This is a genomic window from uncultured Tenacibaculum sp. (genome assembly GCF_947494125.1).
Taxonomy (GTDB): Bacteria; Bacteroidota; Bacteroidia; order Flavobacteriales; family Flavobacteriaceae; genus Polaribacter.
This window is the reverse complement of record NZ_CANLTU010000013.1, coordinates 48,464-68,533: the sequence shown is the minus strand read 5'-3', so window position 1 is coordinate 68,533 and position 20,070 is coordinate 48,464. Positions and strand designations below refer to the sequence as shown.

The following is a 20,070-nucleotide window of genomic DNA, read 5'->3' as shown; positions in this document are numbered from 1 at the left end:
TTCAGTAGTTTATTTAGTAGGTTTATATCATAATCTTACATTAGCCTCCAATATAAATTGCTAAATAAACTTTTAAATAAAAATTTAAAGCATTGTTTTTTTATAGTAACTTTTGCTTTCTCTTTTAGTTCTTTTTCTCAAAAGGACAAAGTTAAAAACATCTCAAATTTTAAATTAATACAACTTGATAGTCTTATTAGTACTTCTTTAACTAATAATAAAATTACTGATTTTGTTAAATACTCTGAAGAGTATATTGATATAGCTATTGAGAATAAAGAGTATGATGAAGCTATCAAAAAAGGCGTAAAGGTTATATATTATGTAAATGTACGTTTAGGAAAAAGAGAAAAAGCACTAAAAATAATTAATAAATTAGAAGGAATTAAAAGTACTACAACTAATTCTTACCTCCTAGGAAGTATCTTTTTAAAAAAAGGTGGTGTTTATTTTAACGGAAAAAATTATAATGAAGCCATTAAAAATTATAGTAAAGCTATAAACAATTACTCTTCTAAAGACTCTATACATGTTGCTGATGCATTGTATTTTAGAGGTCAAGCATATTTTAATATTAGCGATTTTTATAATGCTTTAACTAGTTTTAAAGAAGCTTTAAAGTATTATACTAATCTTAAAGATCAAGCTTATATTTACTATACCAAATCTTCAATAATTGACGTTAATGCTATTAATAACTTAATTACAAAAACTATTGAAGAAAGATTAAATCTTATCAAAGAAAAAATAAATGCTAATTATCTCGAAGGACTTTCAAGTGATTATTTAAAACTAGCTAATGAATATAAAAATAACAAACAGTATAGTAAACAAGAAAAAGCTCTTTATAAAGCTTTAAAAGCTGCAAAAAAGGAAAATGATGAATTTCTTAATTTAACCTATATTTATTCTGATTTAACTAGATTTTATTTACAATACGACAACTTAGCTCAAGCAAATTTGTTTTACAATTTAGCATCAAAGAGTATTATTAGTAACGAAAATGACAATTATTATCATTTTCAAAAATTAAAAGCTCATTATTTATTTAAAACTAATAAGTTAACTGCAGCTCTAAAGCTAAGTAAAGAGAATCTAATTAATGCAAAAAAGCAAAATTACACGCAAAATATTATTGATATTAATGAGCTACTATATAAGATATATAAAGCGCAAAATAATTTACCAGAAGCTTTTAAATTTTACACAAAATTTCATACAGTTAAAGACTCTTTATTTAATAAAGAAAAATTAAGCATCCTCTTATATTATCAAACATTATATGATATAAAACAGAAAGAAGATAAAATTAGAAAACAAAAAACAGACATTCATAATTTAACTGAAGATAAAAAAGATAAAGATTTTTTACTTTTAATATCAATAATTTTAAGCATATTAATAATAGCTTTACTTTTTTTCTTTTTTAATAGTATTTATTTAAAGAAGTCTCAACAACTAGATAAAAACTATTCTTCAAATCTATTATCCTATATAGATAATGAAAGAAAAAGGGTTTCAAAAGATATACACGATAGCCTAGGACATAAATTATTATTAATAAAAAACGAAGCTGTTATAAATAACGATGATAAAACCTGTGAGCTGGTCAATAAAGCCATTAATGAAATTAGAGTTATTTCTAAAAACTTACAACCAATTCAAATTTCGCAAATTGGAATAACAAAAACTATTCAAGCTTTTATTGATGAAATAGACACTTCTTATCAAGATATTTTAATTTTTGGAGATATTGATAATATTGATAATATATTACTTCCAGAACAGGAGCTTAATTTATTTAGAATAATACAAGAATCTTTAAACAATATAATTAAACATTCAAAAGCAGATTCTGCAAAAATTAGCATTCATACAACTCAAAAGCACATCAATTTAATAATTAAAGATAACGGTATTGGGTTTAATTATAATGAAAAATATAAAAATGCAAAAGGGCTCGGTTTAAAAAACTTAAAAAATCGGTTAAAATCATTAAATGGAATATCTAAAATAACATCAAAAATTAATAATGGAACAGTAATTACTATTTTAATACCTAAATAAAATATGAGGCCAAGTATTTACATAGCAGATGATCACCCTATTTTAATAAAAGGATTAACCGACTTATTAATTGAAAATAAATATCATATAATTGGCACTGCTAATAATGGTAAAACTGCACTTAATTTTATTTTAAAAAACGAACCCACCATTGCTATATTAGATGTTGAAATGCCATTATTAACAGGTATTGAAGTAGCAAAAGAATGCTTAAAGGAAAATATAAGTACCAAAATAATCTTAATAACTTTACATAAAGAAGTTCAACTTTATTTACAAGCAAAGAAATGTAATATTTATGGTTATATACTTAAAGAATTTGCTTTGGAAGAAATTGATTTGTGTATAAAATCTGTATTAAACAATACACCTTTTTTTAGTCAAAAAATAAAAGATATTTTAAATTTCACTGAAGATGACACTAGTATTTTAAATAATTTTACTTTAGCTGAAAGAAGAATTCTAAAACTCATTTCACAACATAAAACTAATAAAGAAATTGGGCATTTGTTATTTTTATCACCTAGAACTATTGAAAAATATAGAAGCAAAATAATTTTAAAATTGGATTTATCTCATAAAACTGGTGCATTATTAAAATGGACTCAAAAGAACAAACATCTTTTTACTTAAACTACATCCATTAAAACATAAAACAACTATAGTTGTTTTTCGATTTCAAAGAACATATTTCACTACGATAAACTTAATAAACTAATGATAAAATTACATTATTGGGTATTAATACCCAGTATTAATTCAAATAATATAACTTTATTTGCGTATTAAGATTGTTAATTAGTTACTATCTGTCTGGGGGGGCGCAAGATAACACTGTCTTAACAGTTGAATTATTAAAACAATCTGATTATTATAATTAGATTGTTTTTGTATTTATGTATTAAATCTTTTTATATCTATTTCCTTATCTAATTCTTCACCTTTTTCTAGATGATTAAATAGATTGTTTGCTATCGTTGGACCAATCATAACACCTCGTGTTCCTAAACCGTTTAAAACGACTAATTCTTTATATTTAGAATGTATTCCAACTAAAGGTCGTCTATCATTTACTGTAGGTCTAATTCCCGCTGTTTGATCTACTACTGTATATGGTACAGTAATTGCTTTTTTTAGTTTCTCTTCTAGCTCCTCCCTAGCTTCTTTTGTTGGTTTACATGTTTTATCTGTCCAATTAAAAGTAGCACCAACTCTATAATGGTCCTTTTGTAGAGGCATTACAAATACACTCGATTTTAATAAAAAATCAATTTTTAGCCCTGGGGCATGTATAATTATTGTTTCTCCTTTTGCCTCATTTAATGGCAAATAATTAAAAAATGGATTCTCAGTTATCCCAAAACCTTCACAAAAAATCACTTTTTTTGCTTTTATACTTTTATAATTAATCCTATTTTCTGAAATATTTAATTTATCATAGTTAAATGTTTCTTCTAACAATTTATTAGAGTTCTTTAAATATTCTCTATAAGATTTTACAAGTAGCTCTGTGTCTATTCTTCCTGTTCCTTTTAATTCACCAAAACCAAAATCGCCTATAATACCATCAATTTTTTCTTTGCTTATTTCTGGCATCATATAATTTAATAACGTTGGTTTATCTAATGCTAAAAACCAATTATTCTCATCACCAATACTTGTAAATGCTTTTTTTATAGAAAATTTATGGTCTAATTTTACATTTAGTTTTTTTTCTAAACTCTTGTAAAAAGATTTAGATCTTTCTATTTGTTTATGTCCATTCCATGCTGCATTAAAACGCTTTAATATAACAGGATTATATACACCTCCTGCTACTAAAGAAGAAGTTTGCGAATTATTTTCAAAAACTACAAAACTTTTATTATTCCTTTCTAAAATTTCTGCAAATGAAATTCCTGCTAAACCTAAACCAACGATAATGTAATCAACCTCAATATTCATACTTCAAAAATACTATTATTAAAACAAAAAAAGCGCTTGCAATGCAAGCGCTTTTAATTTTATTAACTAAGAATTACTAGTAGTTCCACATATCCATTTCACGGTTGCGAATACCTTCTTTAATTCTATCAGCTTCTAATAATTGGAATAAAGAATTACCTCTAACATAATCTTTAATAGATCTGTCTCCGTAAATATTTTCTTCCTTTTTTACTGTTGAAGTAAATCTTCTTGCATTTAACAAGTTGTCATACGATAACGGCTGTGCAGAGTTTTCTGGATTAAATACTTTAGATGCATGTAAGGTTTCTCTTGCGTCTGGGAAAAACACCCAAAATAAAGCATATTCACCTTCGTCTACAATATCAGTACCTAATATTTGTACATCTGGTCCCATTGGTGCTAAAGCTAACATACGATACTTTAGCTCTCCACCTCTTTTATCAAAATACCAAAGACCTTTAATTAAGTAACCTTTAATATCTGCAGATTGTACCGAATAAGGATCAACATTACCATAACCATCATCACGTTCATTATAAGTCATAGACTTAATTTCTTCCATTCCTATTTTAGTTGTAAAATAAGAATCGCTATAAACCTCTTTTATTTCACCATTTTTAATACCTTTTAATAAGGTATCAAACAACGAACGTCTTGTTAAACCTGCATTTGTAGTATCAATTGGATAATAATAAGGTAAATTGATTTTTTGATTTAAATCAACGTATTCCCACACCACTTTAGACCATAACACATCTCTATCACTAATATAGCCATAAGGAAGTGGTTTATCGTCCTCCGAAACAATTTGTGCTTCAGATTTAACTCCAATCTCATCTACCTTTGTAGCATTTAAGAGGTTAGCTTGGGCACTTACAAAACTAGTTGTAGCAAGTGCTAATAAAACCATATAAAAACGCTTCCAATTCATACTTTAAATTTTTTACTTATTAATTCGTAATTTCTATATTAACAGGTAACACTTTCTTAATCTTGTAATTAGAACCTGAAACCGATGCCTTAATATCATAAATAGTTATTACATCATTTCTTCTAGCTCTACCAAGTGCCTGTTTTGCTCTAGCTGTTAATCTAGTTCCATTAACTGGTATTGTTACTTGTCCTGGAACTTTAATTTTAAAACTAGATACATTTAATTTTAAATCAAATAAGAAATCTGGTAAGCCTGCTCCAACTGTAATTCGAGCTACACTTGCTTTTGGCATTTTTACAGTACCATATTGACCTCTTACCATACCTACCGCTGGTGGTATGTCTTTAATTCTATATTTCTTAGGTGTATTAATTTTACCACCTCCTGGTATTGTTGCAGAAACTCTAATAGTTACTTCATTCCCATTACCTGGTCTCATCATATACTTATCTCCATTAACTCTTCTTAAACCTGGTGCAGATGCAGTAACTTTGTTACCTGCCACTCCTGGTACAGAAATTGTTAAAGGATTAGATAATCCACGATATACTACATTCATTTTATCTGCAGAAACTACTGCTTCATTTGGTTTTGGAATTACAGAGTAACCACCTACAATTGGAATTGTTACTAAAGAATCATTTTCCATAAATTGGAATTCTCCTTTTAATTCCTTATCTCCTACTGCACCAGCTGGACCATCTAAGATAACTTGTCCTGCTTTAATCTTATCAGCAGCAATCTCTTTACCGTTAACAATTACTTTTTCAGCAGTTAAATTATCATCTTTTTTACCTAATACAATTTTACCAGATAATTTTTCTCCCGGATAGTATGCATTCTTTTCAAAAAGAACCATTGCTTCATAGTTCTTTAAAGAAACTGCACTTTCTAACTCTCCTTGTAATAATGCAGATAATGCATCTGATTCTGTTGCTTTAACGTCTGCCTGAATCTGAGTAAACTTAGTTAAAGATGCAATTAAAGGAAATCCTTCATAGTTATATTTCAACCAATCAACCTTCTTTTTATCTTTGTTTGTTACTTTATCTGTATTGAAACGAGATTCTACAACTCCAGCTACTTTAGTACCTTCTAATAATTTAGCTGATTGATCTCTAAATGCATCAATTTTAGCTACAAATTCTTTTCCTTTTTTAGTAACTTTTCCTCCTTTAAAGAAAAGCTCATCTAAGAATTTGGCCTTATCCATAGACTCATATGCCTTTGGATCTTTTACATCTGCCATCATTTGAGTTTTTAAATCTCCAATGTATGCATATAAGTCATCTGCTAATACTTTTAACTGACTTGTTTTTTCTTTAGCTTCACCATATTGTTTAGCTTGCTCTTGAGCTTTTTTTGCTAAAGTTGCATATGCGCTAGTATTCTTTTCAGTTGCTTTTACATTCGCTTCTGAAAGCTTTTCATTCATCAAACCGAAAGCAGATAATACCTCTTTACTCATATTCATTGCTAACATTGCAATAAATACAAGATACATTAGGTTAATCATCTTCTGCCTTGGTGATAGTTTTCCTCCTGCCATATTAATTAGTTTGTTTAGTTAATTAAAATTAGATAAACTAATTATTATTTATTAGACATTGCAGTTAACATTCCGCCATATACTCCGTTTAAAGAAGATAAGTTTGTTGCTAACGACTCCATTTGTTCTTGTAAACGTTGAGAATTTTCAACTAAAGCAGTATTTAAATCAGCTTGTTTACCTGCATTTTCAACTTGAGTAGAGTATAATCCGTTTAAAGACTCTAATTTAGCAGCTGCCATAGACATTTGCTCGTTATATTGGTTTGTTGACGCGATTGTGTTAGAAGTAGAAGTTAATCCTTCTGCTGCTCCTTGGAAATTTTTGATACTATCTCCTAAACTTGATACTAAGTTAGCATCTAAACGAGCATCTTTTAAAATATCATCTAATTTCTGAGATAACATACTTTGTGCTTCTGCAGGGCTTGCTTCTCCATTTTTTCCTAATGACTGTCCGTCTGCTAATTCAGGGTATACTTTTGTCCAGTCTAATTCATCTTCAACTGGTTCAAATGCTGATAAAGCAAATACTAATGCTTCTACAATCATACCTACCATTAGTACTTCATTACCAAAAGGCCAGTGTAAAATTTTAAATAATGCTCCAATAATTACGACTGCGGCTCCTAGACCGTAAGCCATATTAAACATTTTCTTAGTTGATTTTGATTGTGCCATAATTCTTTTTGATTTTAAGGGAATTAATATTTATTCTTGTTTGTATTATTTGTTTTTGCTAGTACCTAAGTAATCTTGTACTGTTCTAAATCCGATGTAACTTCTTGCTGTATCTGCATATTCCCAGTCACGAGAACTTACTTCTAAGAAATACGCTACATCTTTCCATGATCCTCCACGGATAATTTTTCTTCTATTTTCTTTTATCTCTACATTAGGATTCATTGTTGACCCCATGTAATATGACATTTGATTATACGCTGTATTAGTCCATTCTGCAACATTTCCTGCCATATTGAACAACCCATACTCATTAGGGTTATATGAGACTGCTTCTACAGTATATAAAGCTCCATCTGCTGCATAATCTCCACGCACTGGTTTAAAGTTTGCTAAGAAACATCCTCTATCACTTGTTGTACTTGGACCTCCCCAAGGGTATTTTGCATAATTTAATCCTCCACGAGCAGCATACTCCCACTCTGCTTCTGTTGGTAATCTAAAAGCTGGTACTAATCCTAATTTCTTTCTAGATCTTTGGTATCTATTTTTAGTTTTTGTTCTCCAGTGACAAAATGCTTTTGCTTGGTTCCAAGTTACTCCAACTACAGGATAGTTTTCATATGCTTTGTGAGCAAAATATTCTTGGTGCATTGGATCATTATATGAATAATTGAAGTCTTTAATCCATACTGTTGTATCTGGATATACATTTATAACTTCATCTTTCATAAAGTCTTTTCTATTCTTTCCAGTTCTTGCAGCAGCATCATTATCGAACCAAAAATACCTATAATTTAGTAATTTCGTATTGAAAGTCCTTATTCCATTTAAAGCTTCATCTTTTTTAATATATAAAGAATCCATTACTTCAACATAATCAGAATCTGGGTACTCTTGTGCTTGCCATACTAGATCTTCTTGCCAATTTAATGGTTTCAATGAATCTAAGCCTTCTCCTAACTCATAGTAATTCTCTCTCATATACTTGTCATAAGGAGTTTCATTTACTGTATCTTTAGAAGCAAAAGCATATAACTGAATACCTTGAGCATTTTTACCTGCAGTTGCTGGATCTTCATCTCCTCCAGAAGCAAATTCTGCTTGATAAGCTAATTTAGTTCTTGTAATAGAATCTCTTACCCAAGTAACAAACTGTTTATATTCACTATTAGTAATTTCAGATTCATCCATATAAAATGGCTGAACTGTTACTGTCTTAGTTGGGGCATTCATAGCTCCTAAAGGATCTTCATCTTGTTTACCCATAGTAAACGAACCTCCAGGGATTTTAGCCATTCCATATGGTTTTTCTGCAAACCATTTTCTTTTTGACTTTACTCCGACTAATTCTCCTCTATCTCCTCCGCTTGAACCACAAGAGTAAACGATAGATACTAATAATGCAAGTACTGCTATTTTCTTCATATTATTCCTTTCTTAAAAAAGAGGCGTAAACCTATTATTTTTTTTATTAAAAAACAATTACGTATTATATTTTTTTACCATTTAAAAGACAACTCTCTTTTAAACAAGCTTTTGCAAAGCTTTAAACCATCTATTAGGCATCTTTTGTTTAAGCGCCTGTTCATAATCTTGATAGTTACATGGTATTAACGCATGTCTTTTATGTTTATTATTCGATATTAAATTTATTTCCATCCACCAACGACCTGTTTTATCACTTTTATAAAAATTTATAGGGTCATCATCGTTTAGAAGAACTGTAAATTTTTGATATTTTTCTTTTGTTACAAATGGATAATCCTTAGCTCTAAAATTTACTCCTTCTATAAAGTACCAAATCATTTGAGCTATTAAATTTGCTGTTTGATAATTTGAATCTAAGGTACTATTATACTCATATATACCAAAGGAAGTTACTTTATCGCTAATACCAGCATATCTTGTTATTGCACAAATATCTTCTCCATAAAATCCATTTGGAGAAGCATTACTATTTGCTGGTGCTTCACTTTGACGAATACAACCAATGTCTATACTAACAATGTCTGCATCTCTCATTATAGGTTCTACTAAAGTTACATCTTTAACTTCTCCTAACCTAAAAGCATCAAAGTATAATTTATCTAATAAATCTATTTCTTCTTGTGAATTAAAATATGTTTGGTATCCAATATTACTATAATTGAATAAATTATTAGGTTGCTCCATAATCACCTTACTTAAAAATGATTTGGAAGACATTTCATCATCTATTGATCCTAAATCGAAACGGCTATCTACAGAAACTAAATTAACGGTTTGCTCTAAAGCATCATACCCTCTATAATTTGCGTAAGTTATATCTTGACTTCCTCCTATTATTATAGGTAGAATATTCTTCTTTAATAAAAATTCAACTGAAGAGCTTACTGCAAAATAAGTATCTTTAATAGAATTCCCTTGTTCTATATTACCTAAATCAGCAATTTGAACCTGCCAATTACCGGGAAATAATTCGTAAAGTTTTTTACGTATGGGTTGTAAATCTTTTCCGCAGCCTTCGTTATTCTCAGCTCCTCTGCCGTCTTTCACACCAAGTATAGCAATATTCACCCCAGATAGACTAGGGAAACCATTTTCAGCTGTGTGTAAACTAATATTTTGTCCCAAAACAGATCCTGGTTGCGACAATATATGTGCAACTACAGCTCCTTCTATTGGTTTAAAAAAATCGTAATTCATCTTAAGGGGGTCAGATTAACGAATTCGCAATATACTAAACTATTTTTTTCTAAAAGCTACTTTATTTCTTTTTAGTAGTTTTCTTTTTAACAGCTTTCTTTTTAGTAGTTTTCTTTTTTGGAGTTTTTGCGTCTATCATTTTCACAGCTTCTTCTTGAGTTAACTTCTCAATTTCAGTTGTTTTAGGTAACTCTATCTTTACCTTACCTTTTATAACATTAAAACGTCCCCAACGAGCTTTTTCTACACGAATACCTACTTCTTCAAAGTTATGAATTAGTTTTTCACGTTCTTTTCTCTTTTTATCTTCAATTAATGCTTCTAAATCTTCTTTAGAAAGATTATCAAAATCATATTTTTTATTAACGTTAATAAAAATTGAATTCCATTTGATAAAAGGACCAAAACGACCAACTCCTTTTTGAATAGGCATTCCTTCATATTCTCCTATTGGTGCGTCCGCTTTTCTTTTTGCTTCAATTAACTCAATAGCTCGATCCATATCTACAGACATAGGATTCTCTCCTTTATCTAACGACACATATTTACCATCAAATTTAATATATGGACCAAAACGACCATTTGCTACTATTACTTCTAAATTATCATAGTCACCTAATGTTTTTGGCAATTGAAATAAATCCATTGCTTCTTCATAAGTAATAGAATTCATCGTTTGGTCTGCTTGTAAACTTGCAAAACGTGGTTTTTCTTCATCTGTAGCCTCACCTATTTGCACCATTGCTCCAAAACGACCTAATCGTACATATACATTCTTACCACTATCAGGATCCACACCTAATAAACGTTCACCTTTAGCTCTTTCTGCATTTGCTGCAACATCCTCTACTACGACATGAAATCCCTGATAAAATTCTTTTATCATTTCAATCCAATCTTCCTTACCTTCAGCAATTTCATCAAAATCGCTTTCTACCTTAGCTGTAAAACCATAATCTAAAATAGCATCAAAATTAGCTACTAAAAAATCGTTTACAATATTACCAATATCAGTAGGTACTAATTTACCTTTATCAGACCCTACTCTTTCTGTTAATAACTGCTCTTCAACTGTCTGGTTTGCTAAACGTAATTGAATATAGTTTCTTTCTTTACCTTCTACAGTTCCTTTTTCAATATATTCTCTTCGTTGAATTGTAGAAATTGTTGGTGCATATGTAGACGGGCGTCCTATCCCTAACTCTTCTAAACGCTTTACTAATGCCGCTTCTGAAAATCTTGCTGGTGGACGCGTATAACGTTCAGTCGCTGTAATGTACTCATTACCTAAAACTTCACTTACATTCATTTTAGGCAACATTCCAGCTTGTTCTTCATCTTCATTATCGGTTCCTTCTAAATACACCTTTAAAAAACCTTCAAAAGTAATAACCTCACCGTTTGCTGTAAACTGCTTATCGTTTTTAGTATTATCTATTTTTACAACTGTTCTTTCTAATTGAGCTTCACTCATTTGAGAAGCTAAAGTTCTTTTCCAAATTAAGCTATACAATCGAGTTTGATCATATTCTCCAGTAATCTCATGATTCTCCATATTAGTAGGACGAATCGCCTCATGCGCTTCTTGAGCTCCTTTCGATTTATTTGAAAAATTACGTGGTTTGCTATATTCTTCTCCGTAAGATGCTATAATTTCAGCTTGTGCTGCATTCTTTGCATCTTCAGATAAGTTTACACTATCCGTTCTCATATATGTAATCAAACCGGCTTCATATAAACGTTGAGCAACCATCATTGTTTTTGCTACTGGAAAACCTAATTTCCTTGAAGCTTCCTGCTGTAACGTTGATGTTGTAAATGGCGCTGCTGGTGATTTTTTTGCTGGTTTTTTCTGTAAGTCTGCTACTGAAAACTCAGCACTCAAACATGAATTTAAAAAAGCTTCTGCTTCTTTCTTTTCTGAAAAATTCTTAGCTAATTTAGCTTTAAATTTTTTACCACTAGCATTTACAAATTCAGCATCAACTCTATAAGAAGCTACCGGTGTGAATCCTTCAATATCACGCTCACGTTCAACAATTAAACGTACTGCTACTGATTGAACTCTACCTGCTGACAATCCTCCTTTTACTTTCCTCCATAATACTGGAGAAAGTTCATATCCTACCAACCTATCTAATACACGACGTGCTTGTTGCGCATTTACTAAGTTATAGTTAATATCTCGTGGATTTTCAACTGCTTTTAAAATGGCTTTTTTAGTAATCTCATGAAAAACAATACGTTTCGTATTTTCTTCTTTTAATTTTAATTGCTCAGCTAAATGCCATGCAATAGCTTCTCCCTCACGATCCTCATCACTTGCTAACCAAACAGTTTCTGCCTTTTTTGCTAAATCTTTCAGTTTTTTTACAACTGCTTTTTTATCTGTAGAAACTATATACTTCGGTTTAAAATCTCCTTCAACATTTACACCTAACTCTTTTGAGGGTAAATCGGCAATGTGACCAAAACTCGATTCAACTTGAAAATCTTTACCTAAAAACTTTTCTATTGTTTTTGCTTTTGCAGGTGACTCAACTATTACTAAATTTTTTGCCATATGTATTTCCTCTTATCTCTTTTTACACCATATAATAAGAATAGGTGCTTTCAATTTGCAAAAGTATGTAGTTTTTTTTTAATAGTTATTGAATTAAAAAAAAATACATTTTCTAAACACTAATCAAAGTAAAAACATATTCTTTTTTTTAAAATTAAGAATAAACATTGTAATGCTTCAATAAAAAACCCCTATTCATTTCTGAAAAGGAGTTTTAAAAAAAGTTTTCAATATAATTTATTTACTTAGATATTGTTTTTTTCTGTTAAATCAAGATCTATATCTTCTTCAAAGCCAATTACATTTTTATAAATTATATACGCTGGTAAATAAGATAATGAAATTAGAAATAAGTTACCTAATCCGCAAGTTATTATACCTAACATCGTTGTTATTAAACCTACAATAAGCATTACTGCAATGGAAATCCCCCATTTTTTTGTTCCTAATTGAAATCCTACTTTAACAATATTTGTCACTGATTCTTCAGGATTAAAAGCAAAAATTATTAAAAAATATGAAATAGGCACCATTGTATATAACAAAGGAAGATAGCATAATAAAGCCGAGCCAATAGCTATTGATACAGTTATTAATGTTAGTAATAATAATTTTGTTAAATATTTTGTTTTAAAAAAATAAAAGAAATCTGATGTTGTTGTACCCTTACCTTTATCTAATGCTTTTACAATTCTATAAAATCCAGCTATTAAAGCAGAACTAGCAGCTACCAAAATTAAAAATAACACTATTATTAATAATACATATAGTATAGAAGTTCCTGCAAAGAATCCTGTAAACACCTCTGAATCTAAAGTTCCTCCTTGCGACTCCATCATTGCAACACCTATTAAAGGAACATAAACAAGGATAATAATAGGTAACATAATAAGAATAGAGAACAAAAACAATAATAACCCTTGCACCCAAACTTTTTTAAATAGTTCGATAATTTCATTTAAAATAGTTCCAAAATCTAGATGTTTTGCATTTCTGATTTTTTCTGATAACATTAAAATTTTATTCATTTTTTTATTGATTGTTGATACTAGCAAATATACCAACTTTAAAAAAATATTCTTTTTTACAGCGTTTATTTTCTCTGCCAATTTGTCATTGATTATAGTTTTTGGTTGTATCTTTGCAGACTATTTATTACGATTTAAGATTTTATGGAACAAGTAGAAAAGGTAATTGACGAAGAGAAGCAAGGGAAACCTCTTGTTATAGAACAAAAAGAAGAAAACAGTAAAAAACTTTTTATTGAAAGTTATGGTTGTCAAATGAACATGAATGATAGCGAAATTGTTGCTTCTATTTTAGCTGAACAAGGTTTTAACACCACTCAAAACTTAGAAGACGCTGATTTAGTTTTAGTAAACACTTGTTCTATTAGAGAAAAAGCCGAAACCACTGTTCGTAAACGCTTACAAAAATACAATGCCGTTAAAAAAGTAAATCCAAAGATGAAAGTTGGTGTTTTGGGTTGTATGGCTGAGCGTTTAAAAGAAAAGTTTTTAGAAGAAGAAAAAATCGTTGATTTAGTTGTAGGGCCTGATGCTTACCGCGATTTACCAAACTTAATTGAAGAAATTGACACTGGTAGAGATGCTGTAAATGTTATTTTATCTAAAGAAGAAACATATGCTGATGTTTCTCCTGTACGTTTAAATTCAAACGGAGTTTCTGCATTTGTTTCTATTACTCGTGGCTGTGACAATATGTGTACCTTTTGTGTAGTTCCTTTTACACGTGGTCGTGAACGTAGTCGCGATCCTCAAAGTATTATTGAAGAAGTACGATCTATGGTTGATAAGAACTTTAAAGAAATTACTTTATTAGGCCAAAATGTAGATTCATATTTATGGTATGGTGGTGGATTGAAGAAAGATTTTAAAAAAGCTTCTGAATTAGCACAAGCAAGTGCTGTAGATTTTGCACAATTATTAGATATGTGTGCTACTGAATTTCCAAAAACTCGTTTCCGTTTTGCTACATCAAATCCTCAAGACATGAGTTTAGATGTTATACGCACAATGGCAAAACACAGGAACATTTGTAAATACATTCATTTACCTGTACAAAGTGGAAGTAATAATATGCTTAAAGCTATGAATCGCCAACATACACGTGAAGAATATATGGAATTGGTTGATAATATTTACAAAATAATTCCTGAGATGGCATTAAGTCAAGATATGATTGCTGGTTTTTGTGGGGAAACAGAACAAGATCATCAAGATACATTAAATCTAATGCGCCATGTAAAATACGATTTTGGATTTATGTTTGCTTATTCTGAAAGGCCTGGAACTTTGGCTGCTAAAAAAATGCCAGACGATGTTCCATTAGCTATTAAAAAGAGACGTTTACAAGAAGTTATAGATTTACAGCAAGAGCATAGTTTATATAGAACTCAACAACATTTAGGGAAAATTGAAGAGGTTTTAATTGAAGGTACTTCTAAAAAAAATCCTGACGAATGGAAAGGTAGAAACACTCAGAATACTGTAATTGTTTTTCCTAAAGAGCATTATAAATTGGGTGATTTTGTTAATGTAAAAGTTGAAGATTGTACTTCTGCTACATTAAGAGGAGTTGCAATTGATTTCTCTGACAATAATTAAATTTTAAAATAACTATGGAAAACCTACAAGCTATAAAACAACGTTTCGGAATCATTGGTAACGATTTACATTTAAATCGTGCTATTGAAAAAGCTATCCGCGTTGCTCCTACTGATATTTCGGTTTTAGTTACTGGAGAAAGTGGTGTAGGTAAAGAAAATATACCAAAAATAATTCACCAGTTATCACACCGAAAACATGCAAAATATATTGCTGTAAACTGTGGCGCGATTCCTGAAGGAACCATTGACAGTGAGTTATTTGGACATGAAAAAGGTGCGTTTACTGGAGCTACAGCTTCCCGTAAAGGTTATTTTGAAGTTGCTGATGGAGGAACTATTTTTTTAGATGAAGTGGGAGAACTACCTTTAACTACTCAAGTACGCTTGTTACGTGTATTAGAAAATGGTGAATTTATTAAAGTAGGGTCATCTCAAGTACAAAAAACTAATGTTCGTATTGTAGCTGCAACGAATGTAAATATGCATCAAGCTATTTCTAAAGAAAAGTTTCGTGAAGATTTATATTACCGCTTAAGCACTATTGAAATTGACTTACCTGCTTTGCGTGATAGAAATGAAGATATTCATTTATTATTTAGAAAATTTGCTTCAGATTTTGCTCAAAAGTACCGAATGCCAACTATTCGATTAGATCAAAACGCTGTAAAAATGTTATTGAGTTATCGCTTTCCTGGTAATATTCGTCAATTAAGAAATATTGCTGAACAAATTTCTGTTGTAGAAGAGAGTCGTTTAATAACGCCTGAAAAACTAGTTCAATACTTGCCTAACAACAAAGGAAACTTGCCTGCGGTTATTGGAAATCAATCTAGTAATTCTGATTTTGCAAACGAACGAGACATTATGTATAAAATTTTATTTGATATGCGTAATGACATTAATGATTTGAAGAAACTTACATTGGACTTAATGCAAAATGGAAATTCTGAACAAGTACAAGCTGAGAATCATCAATTAATTGAAAAGATATATCAAGAACAAGAGCTGCCAGAAACGCAAAACATAGAAGTTGTTCAAATTCCACAATCTTCTTCTGCTCAAAATAATTATGAATATGCTGAAACTATTGAAGAAGATGAAAACTTATCATTACAAGAAAAAGAAATTGAAATGATTAAAAAATCTTTAGAAAAAAATAGTGGAAAACGTAAATTAGCTGCTAAAGAACTAGGCATTTCTGAAAGGACATTGTACCGAAAGATTAAACAGTACGATTTATAATCTAGTTAACAATAAAACAACTACAAATTATTTACTTTTGATTTTATGAAAAAATTATTTTACACCTTATTTTTTATTTCTACCACAATTATTGTAATTAGTTGTGGAGCCTACTCATTTACTGGTGGTGATACTGGAAATGCAAAAACAATTCAGGTCGATTTTTTTCCGAATCAAGCTCCATTAATAGAGCCAACGTTAAGTCAAAAATTCACACAAGAATTACAAGATCTTTTTACACGCCAAACAAATTTAACTTTGGTTAGTAGCGGTGGAGATTTACATTTTTCAGGTGAAATAACCGATTATCGTATTACTCCAATGAGTGCTAATGCAAATCAAACGGCAGCACAAAATAGACTAACAATATCTGTTAATGTAAATTATATTAATAATTTAGATGAGAAAAAGAATTTCGAGAAACGTTTTTCTTTTTATTATGATTATGGAGCTACAGAACAATTAACTGGAGGAATACTAGATACAGCTTTGAAAGATATTTTAGAAAGATTAACTCAAGATATCTTTAATGCATCTGTAGGTAAATGGTAAACTTTGAATAAAAAAAACTACATACAAATTTTAGAAAGCCCTCAATTAATTTCAAACGAAAATAATTCAGAGCTTAAGAATATTGTCCAAGAGTACCCCTATTTTCAATCGGCAAGAGCCTTATATTTAAAAGATTTAAAAAATCAAGAAAGCTATAAATACAATAATGAATTAAAAGTTACAGCTGCTTATACTACTGACCGTACTCTTTTATTCGATTTTATAACTTCAAAAATTTTTCAAAAAGAAAGTTCAAAAAAAGGAGAAAAAACTAGTTTAAAGGATATTTTACTTCCAAATAAAAAAGGGAAAAATATTTCTAAAATTGAAGAGAATTTAGCTATTGGAAGTCCGCTTCCATTTACCAAAAACGAATCATTTTCGTTTAATCAATGGCTTCAATTATCTTCAAAAAATATTATTGTAAGAAATCAAGATCCTAAGTCTCCTTCTGAGAAAAAAACTCTTCCTGAAAAATCAGAAAATGAATCTATTATTGATCGTTTTATAAAAACATCACCTAAAATTTCTCGTCCAAACAAGGCTAATCCATCTGAAATAAAAATTATTGAGAGCAAACAAAATTCTCAACTAGCAACAGAAACTTTAGCTAAAGTTTACCTTGAACAAAAAAAATACGATAACGCTATTCAAGCTTATAAAATATTAAGTTTGAAATATCCAGAAAAAAGTGGTTTCTTTGCAGACCAAATTAAAAGAATACAAATTTTACAAAACAATAAATAATGACAACGTACACTTTACTTTTAGTTTTAATTTTGATTGTTGCTATAGCATTAATCTTAATAGTAATGGTTCAAAACCCTAAAGGTGGAGGATTATCTTCTTCTTTTGGAGGTGGTGGTGCTCAAAACATTGGTGGTGTACAAAACACTAATAGTTTCTTAGACAGAACTACTTGGACTTTAGCTATTACAATGTTTGCTTTAATCTTATTAGCTAATTTCGCTATTCCAAGAGGTAATGCAGGAGATGCTCCACAATTAGATAGCACATTAGAAAACGTAGAAGCTACTACACCTGCTACACCATCAGCAAATGACACTACTAAAGATAGCGTTAAGTAAGCTTACTAAAACAAAATATATAATGCCAACGTAAATGACACGTTGGCATTTTTTTTTACACAAAACTCAAGCGCTCTAGAAAAAATGTCAGCAAAATTCTAATGGCATAATTTCTGACTATTTCAAAGTATAAACAAAAAACAAATTAATCATAATTTATATAAAATGGGATTAAACATTAAACCTTTAGCAGATAGAGTTCTTGTAGAACCAGCTGCAGCTGAAACAACTACAGCTTCAGGACTTATTATTCCTGATAACGCAAAAGAAAAGCCACAAAAAGGAACTGTTGTTGCCGTTGGTAACGGAACTAAAGAAGAGCCTTTAACGGTTAAAGTTGGCGATACTGTTTTATACGGAAAGTATGCAGGTACTGAATTAAAACATGAAGGAAATGATTACTTAATCATGAGAGAAAGCGACATATTCGCTATTATCTAATTTCATTCTATTAAAAAACTATTAAAAGATTAAATCAAAATGGCAAAAGATATAAAATTTGATGTTGACGCTCGTGACGGATTAAAACGTGGAGTTGATGCATTAGCAAACGCAGTAAAAGTTACATTAGGTCCTAAAGGTCGTAACGTTATTATTTCTAAATCATTCGGTGCACCTCACGTAACTAAAGATGGTGTTACTGTTGCAAAAGAAGTTGAGTTAGAAGATGAGTTAGAAAACATGGGAGCTCAAATGGTTAAAGAAGTTGCTTCTAAAACTAATGATTTAGCTGGTGACGGAACTACTACTGCAACTGTTTTAGCACAAGCAATAGTAAAAGAAGGATTAAAAAACGTTGCTGCTGGAGCAAATCCAATGGATTTAAAACGTGGTATTGATAAAGCTGTTAAGGCTATTACTGAAGATTTAGCTAAGCAATCTCAAGAAGTTGGAAATTCATCAGAAAAAATACAACAAGTTGCTTCTATTTCTGCTAATAACGACAAAGTTATTGGGGATTTAATTGCAACTGCTTTTGGTAAAGTTGGAAAAGAAGGTGTTATCACTGTTGAAGAAGCTAAAGGAATGGATACTTATGTAGACGTTGTTGAAGGTATGCAATTTGATAGAGGTTATTTATCTCCATACTTTGTTACAGATGCTGATAAAATGATTGCTACTTTAGACAATCCATATATTTTATTATTCGATAAAAAGATTTCTAACTTACAAGAAATTCTTCCAATATTAGAACCTGTTTCTCAATCAGGGAGACCTTTATTAATTATTGCTGAAGATGTTGACGGAACTGCATTGTCGACTTTAGTTGTAAATAAATTAAGAGGAGGATTAAAAATTGCCGCTGTAAAAGCTCCAGGATTCGGAGACAGAAGAAAAGCAATGTTAGAAGATATTTCTATCTTAACTGGTGGAACTGTAATTTCTGAAGAAAGAGGTTATTTACTTGAAAATGCTGATTTAACTATGTTAGGTACAGCAGAAACAATTACAGTTGATAAAGACAATACTACTATTGTTAATGGTAATGGAAATTTTGATTCTATAAAAGCAAGAATTTCAGAAATTAAAACTCAAGTTGAAACAACTACTTCTGATTACGATCGTGAAAAATTACAAGAACGTTTAGCTAAATTAGCTGGTGGTGTTGCTGTATTATATGTTGGTGCTGCTTCTGAAGTAGAAATGAAAGAAAAGAAAGATCGTGTTGATGATGCTTTACATGCAACTCGTGCTGCTGTAGAAGAAGGTATTGTTGCTGGTGGTGGTGTTGCTTTAGTTCGTGCTAAGAAAGTATTAGAATCTTTAGCTACTGAAAACTTAGACGAAACTACTGGTGTACAAATTGTAAATAAAGCAATTGAAGCTCCTTTAAGAACTATTGTTGAGAATGCAGGTGGTGAAGGATCTGTTGTAATTAACAAAGTCTTAGAAGGTAAAAAAGACTTTGGTTATGATGCTAAATCTGAAGCATATGTTGATATGTTAGATGCAGGGATTATTGATCCTAAAAAAGTAACTCGTGTTGCTTTAGAAAATGCTGCTTCTGTATCTGGTATGATTTTAACTACTGAATGTGCTTTAGTTGATATTAAAGAAGATTCTCCTGCTGGAGGAATGCCTCCAATGGGTGGTGGAATGCCAGGAATGATGTAAAAACCACCTACTTTAC

At 30.3% G+C, this 20,070-nt stretch carries 17 protein-coding genes; 9 read left to right on the top strand and 8 right to left on the bottom strand.

From position 1 onward, the window contains the following. The first annotated feature begins 57 nt into the window (after positions 1–57). Together Q0881_RS15720 and Q0881_RS15715 are read left to right on the top strand one after the other, a co-directional pair. Positions 58–2,067 (top strand): ATP-binding protein, encoded by a 2,010-nt coding sequence (locus Q0881_RS15720; RefSeq protein ID WP_299162330.1) that lies wholly within the window; start codon positions 58–60, stop codon positions 2,065–2,067. A gap of 3 nt (positions 2,068–2,070) precedes the next feature. Continuing rightward, a complete protein-coding gene (locus Q0881_RS15715) occupies positions 2,071–2,700 on the top strand; it encodes a response regulator transcription factor (protein WP_299162327.1) in 630 nt (209 codons plus the stop codon). Between the two features lie 261 nt (positions 2,701–2,961). Here Q0881_RS15715 and Q0881_RS15710 read toward each other — a convergent pair whose 3' ends face one another. The 8 genes from Q0881_RS15710 to Q0881_RS15675 form a co-directional block, all read right to left on the bottom strand. Next, on the bottom strand, positions 2,962–4,011 hold the full coding sequence (locus tag Q0881_RS15710; protein ID WP_366139571.1) for an FAD-binding oxidoreductase: 1,050 nt from the start codon (positions 4,009–4,011) through the stop codon (positions 2,962–2,964). A 76-nt stretch (positions 4,012–4,087) separates the two neighbouring features. Further along, complete coding sequence (gene gldN / locus Q0881_RS15705; RefSeq protein ID WP_299162324.1) at positions 4,088–4,945, bottom strand: gliding motility protein GldN; 858 nt, start codon at positions 4,943–4,945, stop codon at positions 4,088–4,090. A 19-nt stretch (positions 4,946–4,964) separates the two neighbouring features. After that, complete coding sequence (gldM, locus tag Q0881_RS15700) at positions 4,965–6,497, bottom strand: gliding motility protein GldM (protein ID WP_299162321.1); 1,533 nt, start codon at positions 6,495–6,497, stop codon at positions 4,965–4,967. 44 nt (positions 6,498–6,541) lie between these two features. Then, on the bottom strand, positions 6,542–7,177 hold the full coding sequence (gldL, locus tag Q0881_RS15695; protein ID WP_299162318.1) for a gliding motility protein GldL: 636 nt from the start codon (positions 7,175–7,177) through the stop codon (positions 6,542–6,544). Positions 7,178–7,222: 45 nt separating this feature from the next. Continuing rightward, positions 7,223–8,605 (bottom strand): gliding motility lipoprotein GldK, encoded by a 1,383-nt coding sequence (gldK, locus tag Q0881_RS15690; protein ID WP_299162314.1) that lies wholly within the window; start codon positions 8,603–8,605, stop codon positions 7,223–7,225. Between the two features lie 99 nt (positions 8,606–8,704). After that, on the bottom strand, positions 8,705–9,865 hold the full coding sequence (locus Q0881_RS15685) for a formimidoylglutamase (RefSeq protein WP_299162311.1): 1,161 nt from the start codon (positions 9,863–9,865) through the stop codon (positions 8,705–8,707). Positions 9,866–9,926: 61 nt separating this feature from the next. Further along, complete coding sequence (gene topA, locus Q0881_RS15680; protein ID WP_299162308.1) at positions 9,927–12,428, bottom strand: type I DNA topoisomerase; 2,502 nt, start codon at positions 12,426–12,428, stop codon at positions 9,927–9,929. A gap of 245 nt (positions 12,429–12,673) precedes the next feature. Then, positions 12,674–13,456, bottom strand: a complete 783-nt coding sequence (locus Q0881_RS15675; protein ID WP_299162306.1) for a hypothetical protein — start codon at positions 13,454–13,456, stop codon at positions 12,674–12,676. Between the two features lie 144 nt (positions 13,457–13,600). Between Q0881_RS15675 and miaB the strand changes: the two genes are divergently transcribed. The 7 genes from miaB (at position 13,601) to groL (ending at position 20,054) form a co-directional block, all read left to right on the top strand. Continuing rightward, positions 13,601–15,055: a tRNA (N6-isopentenyl adenosine(37)-C2)-methylthiotransferase MiaB gene (gene miaB / locus Q0881_RS15670; protein ID WP_299162304.1), complete on the top strand. Its 1,455-nt coding sequence runs from the start codon at positions 13,601–13,603 to the stop codon at positions 15,053–15,055. Between the two features lie 14 nt (positions 15,056–15,069). After that, on the top strand, positions 15,070–16,299 hold the full coding sequence (locus Q0881_RS15665; protein WP_299162302.1) for a sigma-54 dependent transcriptional regulator: 1,230 nt from the start codon (positions 15,070–15,072) through the stop codon (positions 16,297–16,299). A gap of 45 nt (positions 16,300–16,344) precedes the next feature. Beyond that, complete coding sequence (locus Q0881_RS15660; RefSeq protein WP_299162300.1) at positions 16,345–16,851, top strand: LptE family protein; 507 nt, start codon at positions 16,345–16,347, stop codon at positions 16,849–16,851. Positions 16,852–16,854: 3 nt separating this feature from the next. After that, positions 16,855–17,598, top strand: a complete 744-nt coding sequence (locus Q0881_RS15655; RefSeq protein WP_299162297.1) for a hypothetical protein — start codon at positions 16,855–16,857, stop codon at positions 17,596–17,598. Beyond that, positions 17,598–17,939, top strand: a complete 342-nt coding sequence (secG, locus tag Q0881_RS15650; RefSeq protein ID WP_299162294.1) for a preprotein translocase subunit SecG — start codon at positions 17,598–17,600, stop codon at positions 17,937–17,939. Before Q0881_RS15655 ends, secG begins: the two co-directional genes overlap by 1 nt. A gap of 165 nt (positions 17,940–18,104) precedes the next feature. Then, positions 18,105–18,380 carry a co-chaperone GroES gene (locus tag Q0881_RS15645; protein WP_299162291.1) on the top strand — a complete coding sequence of 92 codons (276 nt, stop codon included), beginning with the start codon at positions 18,105–18,107 and terminating at the stop codon, positions 18,378–18,380. Between the two features lie 39 nt (positions 18,381–18,419). Continuing rightward, positions 18,420–20,054, top strand: a complete 1,635-nt coding sequence (gene groL / locus Q0881_RS15640; protein ID WP_299162288.1) for a chaperonin GroEL — start codon at positions 18,420–18,422, stop codon at positions 20,052–20,054. Positions 20,055–20,070 lie beyond the last annotated feature (16 nt).